We start from the raw sequence: 21,025 nt of genomic DNA, 5'->3' as shown, positions 1-21,025 counted from the left end.
GCGGCGCTCGTGGTCGGATTTCTGCTCCCACCCTACGCCGGTGCGCCGGTACCGCCACCCCACGCCGACGCCAGCCGGTCGACGCCGCGCCTGGTGGCGGTCGGTCCGGACGGGGATGGCCCCCGGCCCTGGGACCAGGGGCCGGGGGCCGGAGTGATGCCTCAGGGCGCCGGCACCGCCTGCAGCCGCGGGCCGGTCGCGCGCTCAGGCACGGTGGCGGGCGGCTCCGCGTCCTCCGGTGCTCCCGTGTCCGGGGTCTGGAAGAGATAGCGGACGAATTCCCCACCCGCCTCGTTGTCGTCCGCTCCCGGCCACTGCCCCACACAGTCCACGCCGATCACCTCGCGGCCGGTGCCGTCGGCCTCCTCCAGCAGCGCCCACAGGCTGACCGGGTAGCAGCGGGTGTCATCCGGCGCGAGGCGCCAGCGGGCGTACCAGCCGGGTCGGGCGGGCACGATCTCGACGATCTGCTTCATCACGACCTTCCCTTCCGCGTACCTCGGAAGTCCTCCGGTCCATCGCGATCGTCTGGTCCGGCCGGGTGAGCGTCCCTCACCCCGGCCGGATGAAGCTCGCCACCGGCCCCGGCGGCCCGCCAGCGGCGGCTCCGTGACGTGCCGTTCCGTGGTCAGCGGCGTGCCGTTTCGTGGTCGGTAGCGGCGGGAAGGCGACCGGCGGAAGCCAGGGAACACCAGCGGAAGCGAGGTGTCACCATGCGCAAGCAGATGGAGGGCGACAACAAGCGCCGCCGGGCGCTCGCCCGCCAGGCCCGGGAACGCGGCCGGCAGCCCAGCCAGACCGGCGCGAGCCTGAGCGCCACCAAGCAGTTGACCAGCCTCGACCAGGGGCGGCGACACGGGCCACCGCCGGCCGGCCACCGCAAACCGGACAGCACGCGCGGTGGGCCCGCACCGCCACCGGCCGGGCTGCCGGAGAATCCCCGGCCGATACCGGACCCCGGTGCCGCCGGGGTGACCACCCTGGGCTACCAGGATCTGGTGGGCGACGTGAGTCGCCGTGCCGGGGTCGACTTCCGCACGGCCAAGGTGGGCGCGGAAGCCACCGTCCTCGCCCTGGCGTGGGCGCTCGGTGAGGCGGAACGCCGCCGGCTGCTGTCCGCGGTACCGATGTCGCTGCACGACGTCACCCCGGTCGACGGCGTCGAGAGCCACGCCGACCTGCCCGGCTTCCTGGCGGAGGTGGGCCGGCTCAGCGGCCGTACCCCGGAACAGGCCCGCTACCAGGCCGAGGCCACGCTCGCCGCGCTGGCCGACCGGGACGGCGATCTCGTCGAGTCGCTGCACGTCCCGGACGGGCTGCGGGACCTGCTCGCCCCGCCCGAGCCCGGCGGCGGAGTGGTGGGCGCCACCACGTCGACACCGCCGCTCGGTGACGCCGAGCTGCGGGAGGCACTGGCCGGCCTGCCGTACTGGTCCGGCGACCGGGACGGGCTCTCGCGGACCGTGGAACTCCCGGCGGACAACCTCGAACGGGTGCTCGACCGCCTCGACCGGCTCCGCCAGGACACCGGCCGCGGGCCGCGGATCGGCCGGCCCGACGCCACCACCGCCGTGGTGACCGTCCGGTCCCGCCAGGCGGGCGCGGTGACCGCGCAGGACGTCGACCTGGCGCACGACGTGGACGCCGCGATCGACGAGGCCGGCGCCGGCATCAACAGCGGCTGAGTCAACGGAAAGGGGCCCCTTCTTGACACCTGCGGCAGAGGAGGGGCCCTTGTCAACAGCCCGCGGCGGGTGGGTACGCAAGCGGGGCGGGTGGGCCAGGTGGGCTAGCCTGCGTTCTCATGGACGCGCCCGACGACCGGCTGGAGCTGGTCGTCGACCCGGCCCGGCCCACCGGGCGTACGCTGCTCGCCGGCGGCGTCGAGCAGTCCTACGTCGACGTCGCCGACCCGACGTACCTGCACTTCGAGTACGTGCGCCGGATGGCCGCCGTAACCGATCTCGCCGCGCCGGCCGGTGCCCCGCTGGACGTGCTGCACCTCGGCGGCGGCGCGCTGACCCTGCCCCGGTACGTCGCCGCGGCCCGGCCCGGCTCCGCGCAGCTGGTCGTCGAGCGGGATCCGGCGGTGGTCCAGCTGGTGGCGCGCGACCTGCCAGCCACCCCGGACGGTGTCGAGGTGCGGGTCGCCGACGCCCGGCGGGCTGTCGCGGACGCCCCCGACGGCACGTACGACCTGGTGCTCGCCGACATCTACCGAGCCGCGCGGATGCCGCCGCACGTGGCCACCGTGGGGTTCGCCGCCGAGGTCGCGCGGGTGCTGCGGCCGGACGGCATCTACCTGGTCAACGTCACCGACCTGCCGCCCCTGGTCGTCACCCGGGTGCAGGCGGCCACCCTGCGGGCGGTGTTCGCCGACGTGTGCGTCGTCGCCGACCGGCGGATGCTGCGCGGCCGACGGTACGGCAACGTGGTGCTCGCCGCGGCACGGCGGCCGCGACGGCTGCCGGTGGCGCGACTCGTGCCGCGGGCGTTGCGCGATCCGTTGCCCGGCGGGGTGCTGCACGGACCGGCGCTCGACACGTTCATCGCCGGCGCCCGGCCGCGCAGCGACGAGAACGATCGTTGACGAGGTGCCCGTCCTACACCCGGACGGGGACCTCCGGGGAGCTGCTCTCCAGCGGTACCGCGTGCGCGGGCACCAGGCCCAGCTGGACCGCCGGCCGGGGCAGCGTCGCGTCGAGCAGCCAGTCGGCGGCGACCCGGGGCCGGTTGCCGGGCAACGCGAGCAGGTGGTAGCCGCGGGTCACCGCCTTGGCGGGCAGGCCGGCCAGCGGCACCTTCAGCGGGTTGGCCGCCGCGTCCCGGCCGCCCAGGTCGACCACCCAGCCCAGGTCGTGGTGCTTGTACGGCTTGCGGGTGCCCTGCCCGTACGAGGCGGCGATGTTGTGGGCGGCGAGCTTGCCCTGCCGCTGGGCGTGCTGGGCGGTCATCGTGCAGACCTGGCCGGGCCGGGTCAGGTCGGGCACGGCCGCCGCGTCGCCACAGGCGAACACCTCGGGGAAGCCGGGGACGTTGAGGTACTCGTCGGTCACCAGCCGGCCCTTCTCGGTACGCAGGCCGAGCTGGGCGACGAACGGGTCCGGACGGACCCCGACGCACCAGACGAGCGAGCAGGTCGGAATGAAGTCGCCGTCGGTGAGCTTCACCCCGTCGGCCGTGGCGACCGCCACCGAGGTGCCCATCCGTACGTCGACGCCGCGCCGGTCGAGGACCCGGTGGGCGGTGTCGGACATCCGCCGGTCCAGCTCGGGCAGCGCGCGGGGGGCGACGTCGAGCAGCATCCACCGGGGCCGGATCGTCAGGCGGGGCCGTTGGGCCATGAGCCGGTCGGTGAACAGCTGCCCGTGCGCGGCCACCTCGGTGCCGGTGTAGCCGGCGCCCACCACCACGAACGTGGCGCGGGCCTGCTGCTCGGCCGGGTCGGTGGCCTGCTCGGCCAGCTCGATCTGCCGCACGACGTGGTCGTGCAGGAAGAGGGCCTCGGGCAGGCTGCGGAAGCCGTGGGCGTACTCGGTGACGCCGGGGATCGGCAGCAGCTTGTTGACGCTGCCGACCGCCAGGATGAGACGGTCGTACGCGATCCGGTTCCGCTCGCCCTCCGGCTGCGTGAAGCCGACCCAGCGGTTCTGCAGGTCGACATGGTCGGCCTCGCCGACGATGATGCGGACTCCGTCGAGCGTGCCGGCCAGCGGCACGGAGATGCGGGTGGGTTCCACGACACCGGCGGCCACCTCGGGCAGCAGCGGCAGGTAGAGGAAGTAGTCGGTCGCGTTCAGGACGACGATCTCGGCCCGGTCCTTCGCCAGCCGGCTGAGCGTCTTCGCCGCGTGGTAACCGGCGAACCCGGCCCCCACGATCACCACACGAGGCTTCGTCATTCCGGGGCCGTTCCCCGCAACGGCCAGGACAAACGTGGCGGCTCGCGCGGTCTCAGTCGGGTGTCAGCCGCACATACCCCGTCCGCTCCACCGCCTCGACCGACCAGCAGAGACCGAACCCGCGGTTGCGGTCGACGGTGATCCGTCCCAGCTCCCGCGGGACGTCCGGGTCGACGACCAGCCGGCCCTGCTCCGGTCGCAGCCCCAGCATCGCCCGGACGAAGGCCACCGGAGCAGCGGACGCCCACGCCTGCGGGCTGCACGCCGTCGGGTACGGCACGGCGAACATCGTGCGCGTGCGATCCTCGCCGCTGAGCGCCTCGGGCAGTCGGTAACCGAACTGCTCCGCCGCCTCCAGCATCGCCATGATGATCCGGTTCGCCTCGGCGCGGAAGCCGTAGCGGGCGAGGCCCAGCACCGCGATCGAGTTGTCGTGCGGCCAGACCGTGCCCACGTGGTAGCCGAGGGCGTTGTAGCCGGCCTCCTCCGTCGACAGGGTGCGCACGCCCCAGCCGGAGAACATGTGCGGGGCCATCAGCTGCCGCGCGACCGCCGCCGCCCGGTCCGGCGGCACGATGCCGCTCCACAGCAGGTGCCCCATGTTCGACGTCTTCGAGTCGATCGGGCGCTTGTCGCCGTCCAGGCCCACGGCGTAGAAGCCGCCGCGCTCCGGTATCCAGAAGTCCCGGTTGAACCGGTCGTAGAGCCGCCGCGCGTCGTCCCGCAGCCGGTGCGCCAGCGCCGGGTCGGCGAGCGGCCCGTCGCACAGCTCGGCCAGGCGCAGCTTGGCGTCGTACGTGTAGCCCTGGACCTCCGAGCTGGCGATGGGCAGCATCGGGATGCGGCCGTCGTGGAACTGCATGCCGTCCGGGGAGTCCCGCCAGCACTGGTTGCCCAGACCCTCCGGCGAGCGGGTCGCGTACTCGACGTACCCGTCGCCGTCGCGGTCGCCGAAGTCGTCGATCCAGCGCAGCGCCGCGAGGGCGTTGTCGCGCAGGTGGCGCACGGTGTCGTCGTCGCCGGTCCAGCGCCAGTACTCGGACAGCAGGACCAGCCAGAGCTGGGTCGCGTCGGCGGTGCCGTAGTACGGGGCGTACGGCTTCGTGCCGTTGCGGGTCAGCTCGCCGCTGCGGACCTCGTGCAGGACCTTGCCGGGCTCCTCGTCGGTGAACTCGTCGCAGCCCTGCCCCTGCAGACGCGCCAGGGCGAGCAGGGCCCCCTGGGCGAGGGTCGGCCCGGCGGACACGGTCTGGAACGCGGCGATCACCGTGTCCCGGCCGAAGACGGTGAGGAACCACGGCAGCCCGGCGCCCGGGAGCATCACCCGCTCGCCGCGGATCTCGAGGTCGAGCCGGAGCGCGGCGAGGTCGGCGCGGGAACGGGCGATCGCGCGTTCCAGCACCGGGTTGTCGCTGCCCAGCGTCGCCCGGCTCGCCATCCACTGCCGGGTGGGGTCCTCGACCCGGTGGTGCAGCACGTCGGAGATGTCGCCGTGCACCTGCTGGGTCACGTTCATCCCGGGCGGCAGCGGAACGTGCAGGTCGACCTGCCACTCCTCGCCGGAGCGCAGCTCGACGTCCCAGACCAGGTCGTCGCCCTCCAACCGGCCCCCGGGGCCGGAACAGCACACCTCGGCGGAGGCGGCGAAGCCGTCGCGCGCGTACTGGAAACACAGCCGCGTGCCGTCGGCCTGGTGCAGCCGGCGGATGTGCTCGGACCGGTCGCGGACGCCCGACTTCACCTCGAACAGGTCGGCGAAGTCGGCGGCGACCGCCAGGCGCAGCTCGACCCGGACCGGCTCCGTCCGGTACGACATCAGCTCGATCCGCTCGTGGAAGCCGTCGCCCACGTACCGGAGACGCCGCACTCCGAGCGTGTCCGCCGGCAGCCCGGGCAGCGCTGGATTGGTGAGCACGAACTGGGCCGAGTAGTGGTCGATCGTCTCCGAGCGGAGCACCAGCAGGCGGCCCCCGTTGACGGTGAGCACCCAGCCGCTGAGCAGGCGGGTGTCCAGGTGTACCAGCCCGCCGATGCTGCCCGGCGGCACGTCCCCGGAGGGCGCGGAGTACATGAAGGTGGGGCCGCTGAGCACCGCGATGGAGTCCGCGCCGAGCTCCGGCGGCATGGCGCGCTGGTTACCCGGCTCCCGGGTCAGCTCGGTCACGCCGGGGAACGGGTCGGCGGGCGTCGGTCGCGCGGCGGCCATGGCATCCAACGTAGGAATGCCGGCCCCGGCCGGTCATCACCCGCTCCGGGTGATTTCCAGTCTGTGCTGGAGAGCCGACAGCGCGCACTCCGGACAGCGTGCCGGTTCGGTAGCCGACAGTGACGGCGGCGGCCCGGACCGCACGCTCGGCGTCGACAACCCTTCCCGTCCCACAGGAGGACGCATGCGACTCCGATCCCTCGCCGCCGCGCTGGCCGCCGTCCTGGCCGCCGGCGCACTGGCGCCACCCGCCCCGGCCACGGCCGCCACCGCCGACCGGTGGGGCTTCGCGTACGTGAAGGACCCGACCGTGCCGGCCTGGACGGTGCTGGACACCACCCGTCAATGGGGCAGTTGGAAGACGGCGTTCCCGGCCGCCTGGGCAGAGGGCGCCAAGGTCGGCCCCGGCCGCTTCCTGGTCCGCTTCCCGCAGATCGGCACCGGCTCCCGCGGCGTGCCGCACGTGACGCCGGTCAACCGGACCGGCCACTACTGCGAGGCCGTCCGCTGGTACCAGTCCGCAACCGACCAGATCGTGGACGTGCAGTGCCACAAGCCCGGCGGCACGCGGGAGGACAGCCCGTTCACGGTGCTCTGGACGACCAGCAGCGGCGTGCTGCCGGCCGGCACCGCACACGGGTACGCGCAGGTCACCGCCGGTGCCGCGGTGGCCCAGTCGTACAACTCGACCGGCGCGCTCAACGGGGCCGGCGCGCTCGGCGTCGGGCTTTACTCGGTGAAGCTGCCCGGCGTCGGGCTGGCCGGCGCCTTGGCCGGGAACGTGCAGGTCACGGCGGTGCAGCCGAACGCGCTGCCGCGCCGGTGCAAGGTGTACCGCTGGTTCGCCGCCGGCACCGACGTGGTCGCGTACGTCTCCTGCTTCGACCACACGGGTACGCCGACGAACAGCGACTTCACCCTCTCGTACCACCGGCGCCGGTCGGTGGTCGGCTCGGTCGCCCCGCCGACCCGCTTCGGCCACCTCGACGCGTCCTCGGGCGGCGCGACCAACGACAACTCGGTGCTCGGCGTCGGCGCCAACAGCGTGGCGGCGCTCGCCCCCGCCGGGCGCTACCTCGCGACCTTCCCCCAGCTCGGGCTCCGGGAGACGCACGCGCAGGTGGTCGCGGTCGGCTCCGGCGCGAACTACTGCCACCTCACCCAGCCGTGGTCGTCCGCGCTCGACGCCGGCGTCGACGTGGTCTGCTTCGACAGCGCGGGAGTCATCACGCCACACCGCTTCCTGGTCGCCTTCACCTCGCGGGTCTGACGGCCTCCCCCGTCCCGGGTGAGGGCGGCTCACCCGGGGCGGGCGCAGGGTGGACCCACCGAGAAAGGGGGAGCACCGATGAGCGTGCCGATGTCGAACGACCAGCGACAGCCGATCTACCTGCGGCAGAGCGGCCGGAAGCAGCTCACGCCCCGGCAGCGGCGGCGGGTCGAGCACAAGCAGGGCCGCATCGAGCGCCTGGGCGGTCAGCGCACCGGGGCGCGCGGTCCCGGCCGCTGAGCGCCGACGGGCGCGGACCCGGCCGGGCGGCCGGGTCCGCGCCCGTCGTTCACGGGGCCGTGATGGCCCAGCGTTCGTGGTCGCGCCAGGCCCCGTCGATGAACAGGTAGTCCGGCGAGAAGCCCGCCAGGCGGAAGCCCAACCTGCGGGCCAGCCGCCGGGACGGCTCGTTGCCCGGTTGGATGTTGGCCTCCAGCCGGTGCAGGCCCAGCGCGGTGAAGGCGTGCCGCACGACGAGGCCGACGCCGGCCGAGGCGTGCCCGGTGCCGCTGAACGGCAGGAACGCGGCGTACCCGAGGAACCCGCCGCGCAGCGCGCCCATGACGATGGCGCTGATGTTGGCGTACCCGGCGATCGCACCACCGGCCCGGTCGCAGATCAGGTAGCCGGAGTGGTCGCGCCGGCGCAGCTTCGCCAGGTAGGCCGCGTACGCCGGGCCGTCGGCCGGCGCGGACAGCCACGGGTGGTGCAGCTCCCCGCTGCGGCGGGCGGCGGCGACGAACTCGGCCTCGTCGGTGGGCCGGGGCCGCCGGATGCCGACCCGCCCGTCGGTGCGCAGGTACCTCACGGCCGACCACTCTCGTCGAGCCGGCTCACCGCTGTCCACCCGTGGTGGCCGCCGTCACCCGGCCGGTTCGACGGTGTAGTGGATGGTCTGGGCGACGATCCAGCCCTGCTCGATGACGAACGAGTCGGCGCCGTCGCGGACCCGGGCCGGGCCGCCCTCCGCGGTCCACTCCAGGAACGCGATCCGGCCCTCCACCAGCTTGTTCGTGTACGTGTACCGGCCGCCGGGCAGCTCCTCCTCCAGCAACCGCGCCAGCTCCCGTACGCCGTCGTGGCCCCGGAACACGCCCCGCCGCTCGAGCACCACGACGTCGGGCGCGACGTTGCGCGCGATGTCCGCCTCGAAGTCGTGCCCGTCGGCCAGGCGCAGGTGGTCCTCGAACACCTCCCGCGCCGACCGCGCCCGCAGCTCTCCGCCCATCACAGCGGGCGCGGGTGGGGCTGGTCCAGCGGCAGCGGCACCTGGAGGTACATGGCGCCGCGCAGGTCCAGCCAGGCGCGGTCGGGAGCCCGCACCAGGCGCAGCATCACCCCGTTGCAGTTGGGGCAGCGCGCCACCAGGCCGGGTGCGTGCGACCAGACCTGGAGCGCGGCGACCGGGCCGGGCCGGCCGCAGGTGGCGCACCGGCCGGTGGCGGTGCTCAGGTCGACGGCGAACAGCTCGCGCAGCGGGCCGTCCAGCATGTTGCCGTCCAGGTAGGACATGTCGGTCATGTTTCCCCCTCGGCGGGTCAGCCGGTCGGGCCGAACCGTTCGGTCTTCACCCGACGGGTCGGGTGCCCCAGGCCGACCAGCAGGTCGGCGACGGTCTCCACGAAGCCGGTCGGCCCGCAGACGTAGCAGTGTGGCTCCAGCTCCGGCGGCCAGCCGTGGGTGTTGACGTCGGCCAGGCCGATCCGGTGCGGCTCACCGCGCCAACCCGCCGGCGCCTCCCGGGTGTACACGTAGGCCACGTCCAGGCCGAAGTCGTCGCGGGACCGGCGGCGCAGCTCGTCGGCGTAGATGACGTCGGCCGGCGTACGCACGGAGTAGAGCAGCCGGAACGGCACGCGGCTGCCGGCGGCGCGCCGGGCCCGCACCATCGCCATCAGCGGCACCACCCCGGACCCGCCGCCGACCAGCAGCACCGGCGCGGTCTCCTCCGGTCGCCACACGAACCACCCGCCGACCGGTCCGCGCACCTCCACCGGGTCGCCCTCGGCGTAGGTCCCGACCAGGTACGGGGACACCTCCCCGTCGGGCACCCGCTGCACGGTCAGCTCGATCCGCTCCCCGTCGGCGGGCGCCGCCAGGGAGTACGAGCGGGCGGCCTGGTAGCCGTCCTCGGCGGTGAGCCGCACGTCGACGTGCTGCCCCGGGAGGTGCCCGGGCCAGCCCGGCACGTCCAGGACCAGGGTCTGCGCGGTGGGCGTCTCCACCCGGCGCTGCACCAGGCGGGCGACCCGCCAGCTGAGCGGGGGGACACGGACGGCGGCGGTCGGCGCGGCCATCAGTCGCCCTGGTACCGCTGCTCGCGCCACGGGTCACCGTAGTCGTGGTAGCCGGCGGTCTCCCAGAAGCCGGGCTGGTCGGTGGTGCCCAGCCGGATGCCGCGCACCCACTTGGCCGACTTCCAGAAGTAGAGGTGCGGCACCAGCAGCCGGGCCGGGCCGCCGTGCTCGCCGGGCAGCGGCCCACCGTCGTACGTGTGCACCACCCACGCCCGCCCGCCCCGCAGGTCGGCCAGCGGCAGGTTGGTGCTGTAGCCGCCGTACGAGTGGGCCAGCGCGTAGTGGGCGGCGGTGTCGACGCCGTCGAGGAACGTGTCCAGCGAGACGCCCTGCCAGTTGGTGCCGAACTTGGACCAGCGGGTGACGCAGTGGATGTCGACCATGGGCGTCTCCTGCGGGAGGGCCATCATCTCCTCCCACGTCCACCGGTACTCGGCGCCGGCCTCGCTCGTGATGACGAACTCCCAGGTGTCCAGCGGCACCCTCGGCGTCGGCCCGGCCGACAGCACGGGGAAGTCCTCGGTCAGGTACTGGCCGGGTGGCAGGGCCGGCTCCGCCGAGCGGGGCCGGCCCTGGAAGCCCGGTGACACGATTCCCACCCGTCAGTCGTACCACCTCGGGGCGGGGCGACGTGGTGGTAACCGGGGAGCCGTCCGCTACCGGAGGCGTCGACGGGCCCTTCGCTACCCGCGGACGATCTCCTTCTCGCCGCCCACCTGGGCGCGGGTGGCACGCAGGCTGGTGATCGTGACGACCACCAGCACCACCACGATCACCGCGAGGGAGATCGGCGTGGGGATCTCCGGCACGCCGTCCCAGATGCCGTGTGCCCAGTGCAGGGCCAGCTTGACGCCGATGAAGCCGAGGATGACCGCCAGGCCGTAGCTGAGGTGCACCAGACGGCTCAGCGCGGCGTGCAGGACGAAGTAGAGCGCCCGCAGGCCGAGCAGCGCGAACGCGTTGGTGGCGAAGACCAGGTACGGGTCCTCGGTGATCCCGTACACGGCGGGCACCGAGTCGACCGCGAAGACCACGTCGGTGGCGAGCACCGCGACCACGACCAGGGCGAGCGGGGTGAGCGTGCGCCGGCCGTCGACGCGGACGACCATCTTCGTGCCCTGGTACTCGTCGGTCACCGGCATGAACTTGCGCAGCAGCCGCACCGAGCGCATCCGGCTGATGTCGATCTCCTTCTCGTGGCCGGACATCGCGTCGCGCAGCAGCTTCACAGCGGTGACGAGGAGGATGACGGCGAAGAGCAGGAACGCGAAGTCGAGCGTCTGCAGGGCGGCGGCGCCGAGGGCGATGAAGACCGCCCGCAGCACGAGCGCGCCGGTGATGCCGAAGAGCAGGACCCGCTGGGCGAGGACGGACGGCACCGCGAACGCGGCCAGCAGCAGCATGAACACGAAGAGGTTGTCCACCGACAGCGACTTCTCGACCAGGTAACCGGTGAGATAGTCGATGCCCTGCTTCGAGCCGAACCGGGCCCACACCCACGCGCCGAACGCGAGCGGCAGCGCGATGTAGAACGCCGACCAGCCCAGCGCCTCCCGGATCGACACCTCATGGGGGCGCCGGGTCACCAGGAAGTCGAGTGCCAGCAGCGCCAGCACGCCGAGAATGGTGACGCCCCACAACGTCGGAGTGCCGACCGACTGCAGCTCGGCGGCAAGGTACAACTCGGTCATGGAGCCTCCTCGAACACGGTGTCATGCTCGAGGTCTCCTTCACCCACCTTTCGTGGGCAACCACCCGAGGCGCGCTCCGGGGCCCGCCGTACTGACCGGAATGGTTCGTGGGAAGTACTCCCCTCGTCGCGACAAGGTTAGGTCAGCCCGTGTGCGCCCGCCAGGCGGGGCGCGCCGCGGCGTCAGGCGCGGGCGCCCGCCAGGATCCGCCGGTAGACGTCGCGGTGCGCGGCGGCCACCCGGGGCCAGGTGTACGCGGCCGCGAAGGCCCGGCCCCGCTCGGCGAGCCGTCGGCGCAGCACCGGGTCGGTCAGGAGCCGCCCGACGGTGCCGGCGACGGCTCCGCTGTCCCGGCGGGCCGGGATCACCGCCACCGCACCGCTGCGCTGCAACTCGTCGTCGGGCGCGTCGGGCCGGGTCACCGCCGTCGGCACGCCGTGGGCGAGGACGGCCAGCAGCGCGCCGCTCCTCGTGCTCGCCCCGGCGGTGAAGGGCAGCACCGCCACGTCGGCGGCGTGCAGGGCGGCGGACACCCGGTCGGCGGGGAGGGGTCCGGTGACGGTGACGGCGTCGGCGAGACCGGAGCGTTCGGCGAGGCCGGTCAGCTCGGCCCGGTGGGCCCGCGCCGCCGGCTCGGGCAGCGCCGGCGAGGTGAACCCACCCAGCACCAGCAGGTGCAGCTCCGGATGGGCGCGGCACAGCTGTGGCAGCGCCTCGATGACGTACCGGACGCCCTTGTCCGGGTGCCCGGAGCCGACGAAGACCAGCAGCGGCGCGCCCTCCGGCAACCCCAGCTCGTCCCGCAGCCGCCGCCCGGCGGTGGCCGCGCCGGCCTCGTCGCTGACCGTCGGCACGATCGGGATGTGCGCCGGTTCGCGTCCGCTGCGCTCGCGGACCACCGACGCGTGCCCGCCGTCGGTGACGATCACGGCCGCGCTGGCCGGTACCAGCCGCCCCGACTCGCGGTCCCAGCGCCGCGACCGCTCCACCGCTGACCACACCCGGCCGGGCAGCCAGGACGGCCAGGCCCGCCGGCCGTACTCGTGCAGCGTGGTGACCAGGGGCAGGCGCCGCGGCAGTCGTAGCGGCAACAGGCCGGTGTGTCCGGAGAACCGGTGGGCCGACGGCGCGAACTGCACGTGCACCAGGTCGGGTGCCAGGTCGCGGATCCGGCGGGCGGCCCGGGCGGTCGCCCGGCCCCACCGGTCGCCGTCGGGCCGCACGGGCACCGGCGTCGCCTCGACACCCACCCCGCCGAGCGCGTCGACCAGACGGGTCACATAGTCGCTGAGCCCGTCGGAGTCCGGGCGGCCGGAGCCGTGCAGCATGGCCACCCTGATCCGGTCCTCGGCCACGCCACCTCCCCGTGCTCCCCGGTGGCGTTCCCGGCCCCGTACCGCACAAACCCGGCAGCACCTATGGTGGCCCGGTGACCGACGACCTGCCGACCGGCCCCCTGGCCGGCGTACGGGTGATCGAGCTGGCCGGGATCGGGCCGGGGCCGTTCACCGCGATGATGCTGGCTGACCTGGGCGCCGACGTGGTGCGGGTGGACCGGGTGACCGACGTGGACCCGTCCGCGTTCGGCAGCCCGCACCCGGACCTGCTCAACCGGGGGCGCCGCTCGATCGGCGTGGACCTCAAGTCGCCGGGTGGGCGTGAGGTGGTGCTCGCGCTGGTGGCCGGCGCGGACGCGCTGATCGAGGGTTTCCGCCCGGGCGTGACCGAGCGGCTGGGCCTCGGCCCGGCCGACTGCCACGCGGTCAACCCGCGCCTGGTGTACGGGCGGATGACCGGTTGGGGGCAGGACGGCCCGACCGCCCCGTACGCGGGACACGACATCGACTACATCGCGCTGACCGGGGCGCTGCACGGCATCGGGCGGGCCGGCGAGCGTCCGGTGCCGCCGATGAACCTGCTCGGCGACTTCGGCGGTGGCGGGATGATGCTCGCCCTGGGCCTGGTCAGCGCCCTGTACGCGGTACGGGGCGGCGCTCCCGGGCAGGTTGTCGACGCCGCCATCGTGGACGGTGTCGCCGTGCTCAGCACCCAGATCCATGCGCTGCGCCGGATCGGCATGTGGCAGGACCCGCGCGGGGTCAACCTGCTCGACGGCGGCGCGCCGTTCTACGACACGTACGAGTGTGCGGACGGCCGGCACCTGGCGGTTGGCGCGTTGGAGCCCCGCTTCTACGACGAGCTGGTCCGGCGGACGGGCTTCCCGCTGCCCGGCGACGAGGCGCTCGACCGCACCGATCCGGCGAACTGGCCGGCCCTGCGGGAGTCCTGGGCGCGGCTGTTCCGCACCCGTACCCGCGACGAGTGGACGGCGCTGCTCGGCGGGTCGGACGCCTGCGTGGCGCCGGTGCTCGACTGGACCGAGGCGCCGCGGCACCCGCACCTGGCGGCGCGTGGCACGTTCGTGGAGCGGAACGGGGTGACCCAGCCGGCGCCCGCCCCCCGGTTCTCCGGGACCCCGACGGCGCTGCGCCGCCCCCCGCCCCAGCCCGGCGAGCACACCGACGAGGTGCTGGGCGAGGTGGGCTTCGACGCCGGCCGGATCGCCGACCTGCGCGGTGCGGGCGCCGTCGCCTGAAGGTGCCCGGAAGGGCGCCCCGCCAGCACCGGAGGGCGCCCGATTCCCTGGCCGGGCGGGTGGCCGGGGGCGGCCGTCAGGCGCGGCGGAGCGTCGTGCCGGGCGCCAGCGCCGGCTCCACCATGTCGCGGTACTCGCGGGGCAGCTGCACCACCACGTCGTCGAACTCGCCCCCGCTGATCGCCTCCCGCAGGGTGGTGAAGACCGCCCGGATGGCGTCCCGCGCGCTCGGCTCGTCCACGTGGGCACGGGCGGCGACCCGGGTGACGAACTCGTCCGCCCCGAGCCGCTGGGCGGCCTCGTTGTCCGGTCCCGGCTTCAGCACCGGCTGCAACGGCCGGGGCAGTTGCGCGGCCAGGTCCAGCACCTCCCCGCCGGTCAGCCGCTCGGCGAGGGTCTCCAGCGTCGCCCTGGTCAGCTCCACCGCCTGGGTGGAGGTGGTCCGGGTCCGCTGCGCGACCTGGTCGACGAAGGTGTCGTAGTCCATGCTGGGCTCCCTCGGTCCGGGGCCCGCCGGGTACCCGCGCCCGGAGCCGGGAAACCGGCCTGCAGCGGGGCGGAAACGGGCCGGGTTACCGGCCGGTCGGGCGCGTGAGGCCGGCCCCGGTGGGTAACCGCCGCCGGTCGTGACCGGATGAGCTCGCGCAAACCGGCGCCGCAGCCGCCAGTCCAGTCCGCGCGAGCCCCAACTGCCCGAGGAGCTCACCATCATGGCGACCTACGCCGATGTGCTGCAGTACCTGTCGAGCCTGGACTACCCGGCCGAGAAGGACGACGTGGTACGCGAGGCCGAACGGGAGGGCGCCCCGCCGGACGTGCTGCGCGCCCTGCGCGCCCTGCCGCCGGTCGACTACGCCAACGGCAACGAGGTGGCCCGCTCGGCGGGCATCGAGGCGGCCCCGGAGGTCGGCGCGGCCCAGCGCGCGGCCCAGGCCCGGGACAAGCGGCACCAGCGGGTGTCGCAGCACCTGCGCAGCATCTGAGGCGACGTCGGGGACGCCGCCGCCGGCACGGGACCCGCCCGGCCGCGGCGGCGTCGGCACGCGCGTCCTTCTGCGGGCGGGGCGCGGCCAGGACCGGGGGGGAATCGGGCGGAGACAGGCGGGCGCCCCGGGCCGCGAACCGCGACCAGGGGCGCCACACGCGCACCTGTCCCGGGTGGCGCACGCACCCGAACCGGGTCGCGCCCACCGGGCAGCTGCCTAACGCCCGAACCGGGCGGGCATCTCTGCCGCGATCATCATACGCATGACATCCCCCGAACGGGTAGAAGTTTCGGATGATTGTGGCCTGTCGCACGCACCTTCAGCGGGCCAACTCGGCGTACTGCCCCTCCAGGTCCACCCGGGCGAGGGCACCCACCAGCCACGCCAGGCGTTCCGACTCGCCGCTGCCGGCGAGGCCCGCCAGGTCGTCGGCGGACCGCCCGAGCCCGAGCTTCCGTGCCGCGGTCAGCGCCCGCCGGTCCGCGACCGGCGCGACCTCACGCCACAGCGCCTGCGTCTCGCGCAGGAAGAGGTCGACCACCGTGGCGTCCACGCCGGGCAGCTCGGTCAGCAGCGCACGCTCCCGGGCCGGGTCGTGGTGGGCGACGGCGCGCAGCCGGCGCAGGTCACCCCGGTACCGGTCGACGACGGTCTGCGCCAGGTCACCGAGGGTGGTGGCGAGCGCATCGACGTCGCCGCGTTGCCCGCTGTCGCGCAGCACCCGGACCCGGTCGGCGTGCAGTGAGCGGGCCAGCCGGGCGGCGCTGTCCCAGCCCTGCGCGTACAGGGCGTGCGCGCTGTCCACGGCCCGCCGGAAGTCGCCCCGCCGAGACAGCAGCACGGCGAGGCAGAGGATCTGGAACAGGCTCGACGGGTTGTTGACGACGCGGAAGCCGTACTGCTCGGCGAAGCCGCGCCCACTGCCGGCGAGCCGGCGGACCAGGCGCTTCTTGTCCTCGATCGTGGCGATGGTCGGCATGGGCGGCGACTACCCGTCCCCGTCGCCGGCACTCCTCCCGCCCGGCCCGGCCGTGCCCGTCCGGGGAGCGGCCCCGCCCCGGGAGCGGCCCCGCCCCGGTGGACAGCTTCGGCGCCGGCTCAGCCGTGCACGCCGCCGCTGCGGTCGCGGGCCTTCAGCCGGGTGGTGGGCAGCGCCGGCGCGGGCAGCGGCGGAGCCGGGTCGTCCGCGACGGCGCCGAAGCGGCGCCCCGCCATCCAGTCGTCCCGGGCCGCGGCGACCTCCTCGTGCGATCGCCCGACGAAGTTCCACCACATCACCAGCGGCTCGTCGAACGGCGTGCCGCCGAGCAGCAGCAGTTGGCTGCCCGGCTCGCCGCGCAGCGTGAGCCGCTCCCGCCCGGTGCCCAGGTAGAGCAGGTCGCCCGGCGTCAGGGCCACCCCGTCGATGTCTGCGGCGCCGGACATGGCCAGCAGCCCGTACTCGAAGTCGGGGCGCAGCGGCAGTGTCGCCGGCGCCGGACCGACCGACTCGAGGTGCGCACCGACCAGCGGCGTGTGCACGACGGCCGGCGACCGCTCCCCGCCCAGTTCGCCGGCCAGCAGGGTCACGTCGAGATCGTCGTCGCGCCACCGGGGCAGCTCGGGATGGTGGGTGAAGTCCGCCGCGCCGGCCCGCGCCGGATCGGGCAGCGCCACCCACAGCTGCACGCCGTGCATGACCGGCGGGTGCACCTCGGGCGAACGCTCGGAATGGGCGATGCCGTGCCCGGAGGTCATCACGTTGAGCTGACCCGGGCGGATGGGCTGCACGTTGCCGAGGCTGTCGCGGTGCAGGATCTCCCCGTCCAGCAGCCAGGTCACCGTCTGCAGGCCGGTGTGCGGGTGCGGCGGCACCTCCATCCCGGGCCGCTCGGCGACGTCGTCCGGCCCGAAGTGGTCGACGAAGCACCACGCGCCGACCATCCGCCGCTTGCGCTGCGGCAGCAGCCGGCGCACGGTGGTGTACCGCCCGAGCGGCACGTCGTGGCCCGGCAGCAGGACGCTGCCCGGGTCGACCGCCGCCACGCCCGGTGGCCGGGTCTCCGCCGGCATCTTCTCGGCTAGCTCCACGAGCCGACTGTACGCCGCCGGGCCGCGAAGGTCCGGGCGACCGGATCCGGACAGCCGGCCCGGAACCGGACGGGCTTTCGGCGGCGGCCGGCACCCGCGGGGCGACCGGACAGGAAACGAATTCCTCTCAGTATCGGAGATACCGGGGGCCTGGTGCCGCCGCTGCGCCGGGGGCCGCCAGAATCGGCACGCAGCGGGTCTACGCTGGGAGACAGGGCAGATCCGGACCACGACGATGTGGCCGCGTTGGGACGCCGCCCGCCGGCAGGCGGGTGTCACCCACTACCGCAACACCAACGGCACGGCGGCAACCGCACCGGGAAACCGTGAACCGGACCGGGGTCACCGCCCGTATCCGGAAGCGCTCGGCGGCAGGCGCGCCGACTCCGGCGGCATCGGGGCCGCCGAGCGATCGAAGGGACGTGTTCGGATGCCGGAATCGGTCGAGACGATATTCGCTCGCGTGGTCTCCCGGAACCCGGGCGAACCGGAGTTCCACCAGGCGGTCCGGGAGGTGCTGGAGAGCATCGGACCGGCCCTGGCCCGGCACCCGGAGTACGTCGAGGCGCGGATCATCGAGCGCATCTGCGAGCCGGAGCGGCAGATCATCTTCCGGGTGCCGTGGGAGGACGACCACGGCCGGGTGCGGGTCAACCGGGGTTTCCGGGTGGAGTTCAACAGCGCGCTCGGCCCGTTCAAGGGCGGGCTGCGCTTCCACCCGTCGGTCTACCTGGGCATCGTCAAGTTCCTGGGCTTCGAGCAGATCTTCAAGAACGCGCTGACCGGGTTGCCCATCGGCGGCGGCAAGGGCGGGGCCGACTTCGAGCCGAAGGGGCGCTCCGACCGTGAGGTGATGCGCTTCTGCCAGAGTTTCATGACGGAGCTGTACCGGCACATCGGCGAGCACACCGACGTGCCGGCCGGGGACATCGGCGTGGGTGGCCGGGAGATCGGCTACCTGTTCGGGCAGTACAAGCGGATCACCAACCGCTACGAGTCCGGGGTCATCACGGGCAAGGGCCTGGCGTACGGGGGCGCGCAGGTGCGCCGCGAGGCGACCGGGTACGGCGCGGTCTTCTTCGCCGAGGAGATGCTGCGGCAGACCGGGGACAGCATCGAGGGCAAGCGGGTGGTGGTCTCCGGCTCCGGGAACGTGGCGATCTACGCGATCGAGAAGGTCCACCAGCTGGGCGGCAAGGTGGTCGCCTGCTCCGACTCCACCGGCTATGTCCTCGACGAGAAGGGCATCGACCTGGAGCTGCTGCGGGAGCTGAAGGAGGAGCGCCGCGGGCGCCTCGACGACTACGTTCGCCACGTGCCGCACGCGGTGGCGGTGTCGGGCCGTACGGTCTGGGAGGTGCCCTGCGACGTGGCCCTGCCGTGCGCCACGCAGAACGAGATCGGCGGCGCGGAGGCCGCGGAGCTGGTTGCCGGCGGCTGCGTCGCCGTGGTCGAGGGGGCGAACATGCCGACGACGCCGGAGGCGGTGCGGATCCTCGGCCGGGCCGGGGTCCGGTTCGCGCCGGGAAAGGCGGCGAACGCGGGCGGGGTGGCGGTGAGCGCCCTGGAGATGCAGCAGAACGCCAGCCGCGACTCGTGGTCGTTCGCCCAGTCGGAGCAGCGGTTGCGGGAGACCATGCGGGACATCCACGCCCGCTGTTGGGCGACCGCCGAGGAGTACGGGTTGCCGGGCGACTACGTGGCCGGGGCGAACATCAACGGGTTCCGTCGGGTGGCGGAGGCGATGCTGGCGCACGGCCTGGTCTGACTGATCGGTCGATCAGTCGGCCATTGACGGCGATGGAACGGCGGGCCTACGGTCAGATCCCTACCGATCGGTAGGCCGCCACCTGCCCGGCCCACCACCGGGCGGCCACCGTCCCGAGCGGGAGCGCCGATGCCGTCCTCCACCGTCCGCACCCTCCGCCGCCTGCTCGGCGCCGGCGTCGCCCTGACCCTCGCGGTCGGGCTCGCCGCCGCCGGACCCGCCACCGCCACCGACCGCCACGCCGGCGGCGCGGGGCCGCTGCCCGGCTACACGATCAGCAACCCGCCCCTGGACCCGCTGGTGGTGGGCGGCGCACCGACCACCGTCCGGCAGGGCGTGCACCGCCACTCCGGCTACCTCATCGAGGTGCCGAAGAAGTGGAACGGCGACCTGGTGATGTGGGCCCACGGCTACCGGGGGCAGAGCACGGTCCTGTCGCCGGAGCCGCCGGCGTTCGGGCTGCGGCAACGCCTGCTGGAGCAGGGGTACGCGTGGGCGTCCTCGTCGTACTACCGCAACGGGTTCGACATCCGGGCCGGGGTGCTGAGCACGAAGGACCTCGCCGACCACTTCCGCCGCGTCGTCAAGCGCCCGCACCGGACGTACCTGGCGGGGGTGTCGATGGGCGGTTACGTCCTCGCCCGCTCGCTGGAGCAGTACCCCGGGTACTACGCGGGCGGACTGCCGATGTGCGGGGTGCTCGGCGACCAGACGTTGCTGGACTTCTTCCTCGACTACAACCTGGTCGCGCAGGCCCTCGCCGGCGTGCCGGCGTACCCGACGCCGCCGGACTACCTGACGAACGCGGTGCCGCGGATCCAGGTCGCGCTGGGCCTGACCGGGGTCACGCCGACCAGCCCGGAGATCACCAACGAGCGAGGCCGCCAGCTTCGGGACATCACCATCAACCGCTCGGGCGGGCCGCGCCCCGGCGCCGACGCGACGTTCGCGGTCTGGAAGGACTTCCTCTTCGCCATCAGCGCCACGGAGGGCGGCGACTCCCCCGCCGAGCGGCCGGGGCAGCTCGCCACCAACCTGCTGACCCGGTACGCGCCGAACAGCCCGGTCGACGTCAACGCGGCGGTGCGGCGGGTCGCGCCGGAGAACCTGCGGCAGCGGCTCCTCCCGACGCTGACCGAGGTGCCGCGGATCGCCGGTCGCCCCACCGTGCCGGTGCTCAGCCTGCACAACCTGGGTGACCTGTTCGTCCCCTTCTCGATGGAGCAGGCGTACGCCCGGGACGCCGCGAAGCACGGCCGCGGCCGGCTGATCGTCCAGCGCGCCATCCGGGCCGTGCAGCACTGCGAGTTCACCCCGGCCGAGGCCGGCGCCGCCTGGGACGACCTGGTCTCCTGGGTACGCACCGGCAACCGCCCGGCCGGCGACACCGTCACGGACCCGGCGGTGGTGGCCGCCGCGAACTACGGCTGCCGGTTCAGCGACCCGGCCGCGTACGCCGCCGGTGTCGGCACCCGCCGCCTCTACCCGGCCTGTTGACAGGGGGCCCTTTCTGCTACGGCCCCGCCGTGCACGGGTGGGCGCCCGCCGGAAGCACGTCCGGCGGGCGCCTGTCACACGGTTTCCGGGCCCTGCCCGGCGGGCGGCTCCGATCAGCGGGCGCCTCGTCCGTTGAGGCGGTGGCGCTGGCGCCAGGCGAAGGTCATGAGCAGCAGGACGGCACCGGCGGCGACGAGGCCACCACCGATCTTCATCGGCGTGCTGGTGCTGTCACCGGTGACCGGCAGCCCGCCGTCGCCACCCCGCCGGCCCTGGACGGTCACCTGCGTGGTGGCGGTCCGGCCCGAGTCGCCGATGGCGCGGAAGGTGAAGTAGCCGGTGCGGCGCGGCTTGTAGGTCACCTCGAACGTGCCGTCCTCCCGGGCGCTGAAGGTCCGGATGTCCGGCTCGTCGCGGGCCGGCCGGTACGCCACCGGCACGATCGCCGCCCGGTCGCCGGTGCTGCCGCGTACGGACATCGCGTTCGCGAGCGGCCGGGACGACACCTCGATCCGGATGCGTTCGTTGGGGTTCCAGCCCCGGCCGAACAGGGTGACGGTCTCCCCGAGGACGATCCGGGGATCGTCCACGGTCAGCTCGACCCCGGAGCCCGGCGGGTACACCGGCGGTTGTGTGGTCACTGTTGGCGCCGGCTGCGGCTGCGCCGCCCCCGCCGCGGTCGGCACGGCCGCCACGGCCAGTCCGACCGTGAGCGCCATGATGATGCGGGATAGCCGCATTT

Annotated in this window: 22 protein-coding genes; 8 read left to right on the top strand and 14 right to left on the bottom strand. The window is 74.2% G+C overall.

Going from position 1 to position 21,025, the window contains the following annotated elements:
• Positions 1-161: 161 nt before the first annotated feature.
• Positions 162-476 (bottom strand): hypothetical protein, encoded by a 315-nt coding sequence (locus EV376_RS17385; protein ID WP_130324555.1) that lies wholly within the window; start codon positions 474-476, stop codon positions 162-164.
• 237 nt (positions 477-713) lie between these two features.
• Here EV376_RS17385 and EV376_RS17380 point away from each other — a divergent pair, with 237 nt between their 5' ends.
• Positions 714-1,685, top strand: a complete 972-nt coding sequence (locus EV376_RS17380; protein WP_130324553.1) for a DUF2267 domain-containing protein — start codon at positions 714-716, stop codon at positions 1,683-1,685.
• Between the two features lie 119 nt (positions 1,686-1,804).
• A complete protein-coding gene (locus EV376_RS17375; protein WP_130324551.1) occupies positions 1,805-2,590 on the top strand; it encodes a fused MFS/spermidine synthase in 786 nt (261 codons plus the stop codon).
• Between the two features lie 13 nt (positions 2,591-2,603).
• Here EV376_RS17375 and EV376_RS17370 read toward each other — a convergent pair whose 3' ends face one another.
• Both EV376_RS17370 and EV376_RS17365 read right to left on the bottom strand, forming a co-directional pair.
• Positions 2,604-3,902 (bottom strand): NAD(P)/FAD-dependent oxidoreductase, encoded by a 1,299-nt coding sequence (locus EV376_RS17370; RefSeq protein WP_130324549.1) that lies wholly within the window; start codon positions 3,900-3,902, stop codon positions 2,604-2,606.
• A gap of 52 nt (positions 3,903-3,954) precedes the next feature.
• Positions 3,955-6,108 carry a glycogen debranching N-terminal domain-containing protein gene (locus tag EV376_RS17365; protein WP_130324547.1) on the bottom strand — a complete coding sequence of 718 codons (2,154 nt, stop codon included), beginning with the start codon at positions 6,106-6,108 and terminating at the stop codon, positions 3,955-3,957.
• 184 nt (positions 6,109-6,292) lie between these two features.
• Here EV376_RS17365 and EV376_RS17360 point away from each other — a divergent pair, with 184 nt between their 5' ends.
• Both EV376_RS17360 and EV376_RS30215 read left to right on the top strand, forming a co-directional pair.
• Entirely contained in the window at positions 6,293-7,378 is a 1,086-nt protein-coding gene (locus tag EV376_RS17360) for a hypothetical protein (protein ID WP_130324545.1), read from the top strand.
• 78 nt (positions 7,379-7,456) lie between these two features.
• Positions 7,457-7,618, top strand: a complete 162-nt coding sequence (locus EV376_RS30215) for a hypothetical protein (protein ID WP_165437926.1) — start codon at positions 7,457-7,459, stop codon at positions 7,616-7,618.
• A gap of 49 nt (positions 7,619-7,667) precedes the next feature.
• Here the strand turns inward: EV376_RS30215 and EV376_RS17355 are convergent, their stop codons facing one another.
• The 7 genes from EV376_RS17355 to EV376_RS17325 all read right to left on the bottom strand — a co-directional run bounded on the left by EV376_RS17355 (position 7,668) and on the right by EV376_RS17325 (position 12,721).
• Positions 7,668-8,186, bottom strand: a complete 519-nt coding sequence (locus EV376_RS17355; protein ID WP_486482669.1) for a GNAT family N-acetyltransferase — start codon at positions 8,184-8,186, stop codon at positions 7,668-7,670.
• 54 nt (positions 8,187-8,240) lie between these two features.
• Positions 8,241-8,606, bottom strand: a complete 366-nt coding sequence (locus tag EV376_RS17350) for a nuclear transport factor 2 family protein (RefSeq protein ID WP_130324541.1) — start codon at positions 8,604-8,606, stop codon at positions 8,241-8,243.
• Complete coding sequence (locus EV376_RS17345) at positions 8,606-8,899, bottom strand: DUF6510 family protein (RefSeq protein ID WP_130324539.1); 294 nt, start codon at positions 8,897-8,899, stop codon at positions 8,606-8,608. Before EV376_RS17345 ends, EV376_RS17350 begins: the two co-directional genes overlap by 1 nt.
• Positions 8,900-8,916: 17 nt before the next feature.
• Positions 8,917-9,675 (bottom strand): ferredoxin reductase, encoded by a 759-nt coding sequence (locus tag EV376_RS17340; protein WP_130324537.1) that lies wholly within the window; start codon positions 9,673-9,675, stop codon positions 8,917-8,919.
• On the bottom strand, positions 9,675-10,265 hold the full coding sequence (locus EV376_RS17335) for a sulfite oxidase-like oxidoreductase (protein ID WP_207228565.1): 591 nt from the start codon (positions 10,263-10,265) through the stop codon (positions 9,675-9,677). Before EV376_RS17335 ends, EV376_RS17340 begins: the two co-directional genes overlap by 1 nt.
• Before the next feature lie 93 nt (positions 10,266-10,358).
• Complete coding sequence (locus EV376_RS17330; RefSeq protein ID WP_130324533.1) at positions 10,359-11,366, bottom strand: TerC/Alx family metal homeostasis membrane protein; 1,008 nt, start codon at positions 11,364-11,366, stop codon at positions 10,359-10,361.
• Between the two features lie 182 nt (positions 11,367-11,548).
• Complete coding sequence (locus tag EV376_RS17325; RefSeq protein ID WP_130324531.1) at positions 11,549-12,721, bottom strand: glycosyltransferase family 4 protein; 1,173 nt, start codon at positions 12,719-12,721, stop codon at positions 11,549-11,551.
• Between the two features lie 74 nt (positions 12,722-12,795).
• Here EV376_RS17325 and EV376_RS17320 point away from each other — a divergent pair, with 74 nt between their 5' ends.
• Positions 12,796-13,962: a CaiB/BaiF CoA transferase family protein gene (locus EV376_RS17320; RefSeq protein WP_130324529.1), complete on the top strand. Its 1,167-nt coding sequence runs from the start codon at positions 12,796-12,798 to the stop codon at positions 13,960-13,962.
• 76 nt (positions 13,963-14,038) lie between these two features.
• On the opposite strand, the gene EV376_RS17315 is transcribed toward EV376_RS17320, so the two are convergent.
• Positions 14,039-14,449, bottom strand: coding sequence for a DUF2267 domain-containing protein (locus EV376_RS17315; RefSeq protein WP_130324527.1), 411 nt, complete (start codon positions 14,447-14,449; stop codon positions 14,039-14,041).
• A 223-nt stretch (positions 14,450-14,672) separates the two neighbouring features.
• Between EV376_RS17315 and EV376_RS17310 the strand changes: the two genes are divergently transcribed.
• Positions 14,673-14,945, top strand: coding sequence for a DUF2795 domain-containing protein (locus EV376_RS17310; protein WP_130324525.1), 273 nt, complete (start codon positions 14,673-14,675; stop codon positions 14,943-14,945).
• A 322-nt stretch (positions 14,946-15,267) separates the two neighbouring features.
• On the opposite strand, the gene EV376_RS17305 is transcribed toward EV376_RS17310, so the two are convergent.
• Positions 15,268-15,927 carry a hypothetical protein gene (locus EV376_RS17305; protein WP_130324523.1) on the bottom strand — a complete coding sequence of 220 codons (660 nt, stop codon included), beginning with the start codon at positions 15,925-15,927 and terminating at the stop codon, positions 15,268-15,270.
• A gap of 119 nt (positions 15,928-16,046) precedes the next feature.
• Complete coding sequence (locus tag EV376_RS17300; RefSeq protein WP_486482902.1) at positions 16,047-17,000, bottom strand: pirin family protein; 954 nt, start codon at positions 16,998-17,000, stop codon at positions 16,047-16,049.
• 448 nt (positions 17,001-17,448) lie between these two features.
• Here EV376_RS17300 and gdhA point away from each other — a divergent pair, with 448 nt between their 5' ends.
• Both gdhA and EV376_RS17290 read left to right on the top strand, forming a co-directional pair.
• Positions 17,449-18,786, top strand: coding sequence for an NADP-specific glutamate dehydrogenase (gene gdhA, locus EV376_RS17295; protein WP_130324519.1), 1,338 nt, complete (start codon positions 17,449-17,451; stop codon positions 18,784-18,786).
• Between the two features lie 129 nt (positions 18,787-18,915).
• The gene (locus EV376_RS17290) at positions 18,916-20,283 is read left to right on the top strand and encodes a hypothetical protein (RefSeq protein WP_130324517.1); all 1,368 of its coding nucleotides are present in this window, start codon (positions 18,916-18,918) and stop codon (positions 20,281-20,283) included.
• A gap of 113 nt (positions 20,284-20,396) precedes the next feature.
• Here EV376_RS17290 and EV376_RS17285 read toward each other — a convergent pair whose 3' ends face one another.
• On the bottom strand, positions 20,397-21,023 hold the full coding sequence (locus tag EV376_RS17285) for a hypothetical protein (RefSeq protein WP_130324515.1): 627 nt from the start codon (positions 21,021-21,023) through the stop codon (positions 20,397-20,399).
• Positions 21,024-21,025 lie beyond the last annotated feature (2 nt).

The sequence above is a fragment of the Micromonospora sp. CNZ295 genome (assembly GCF_004217535.1).
This window is presented reverse-complemented; position numbering and strand designations above follow the sequence as displayed.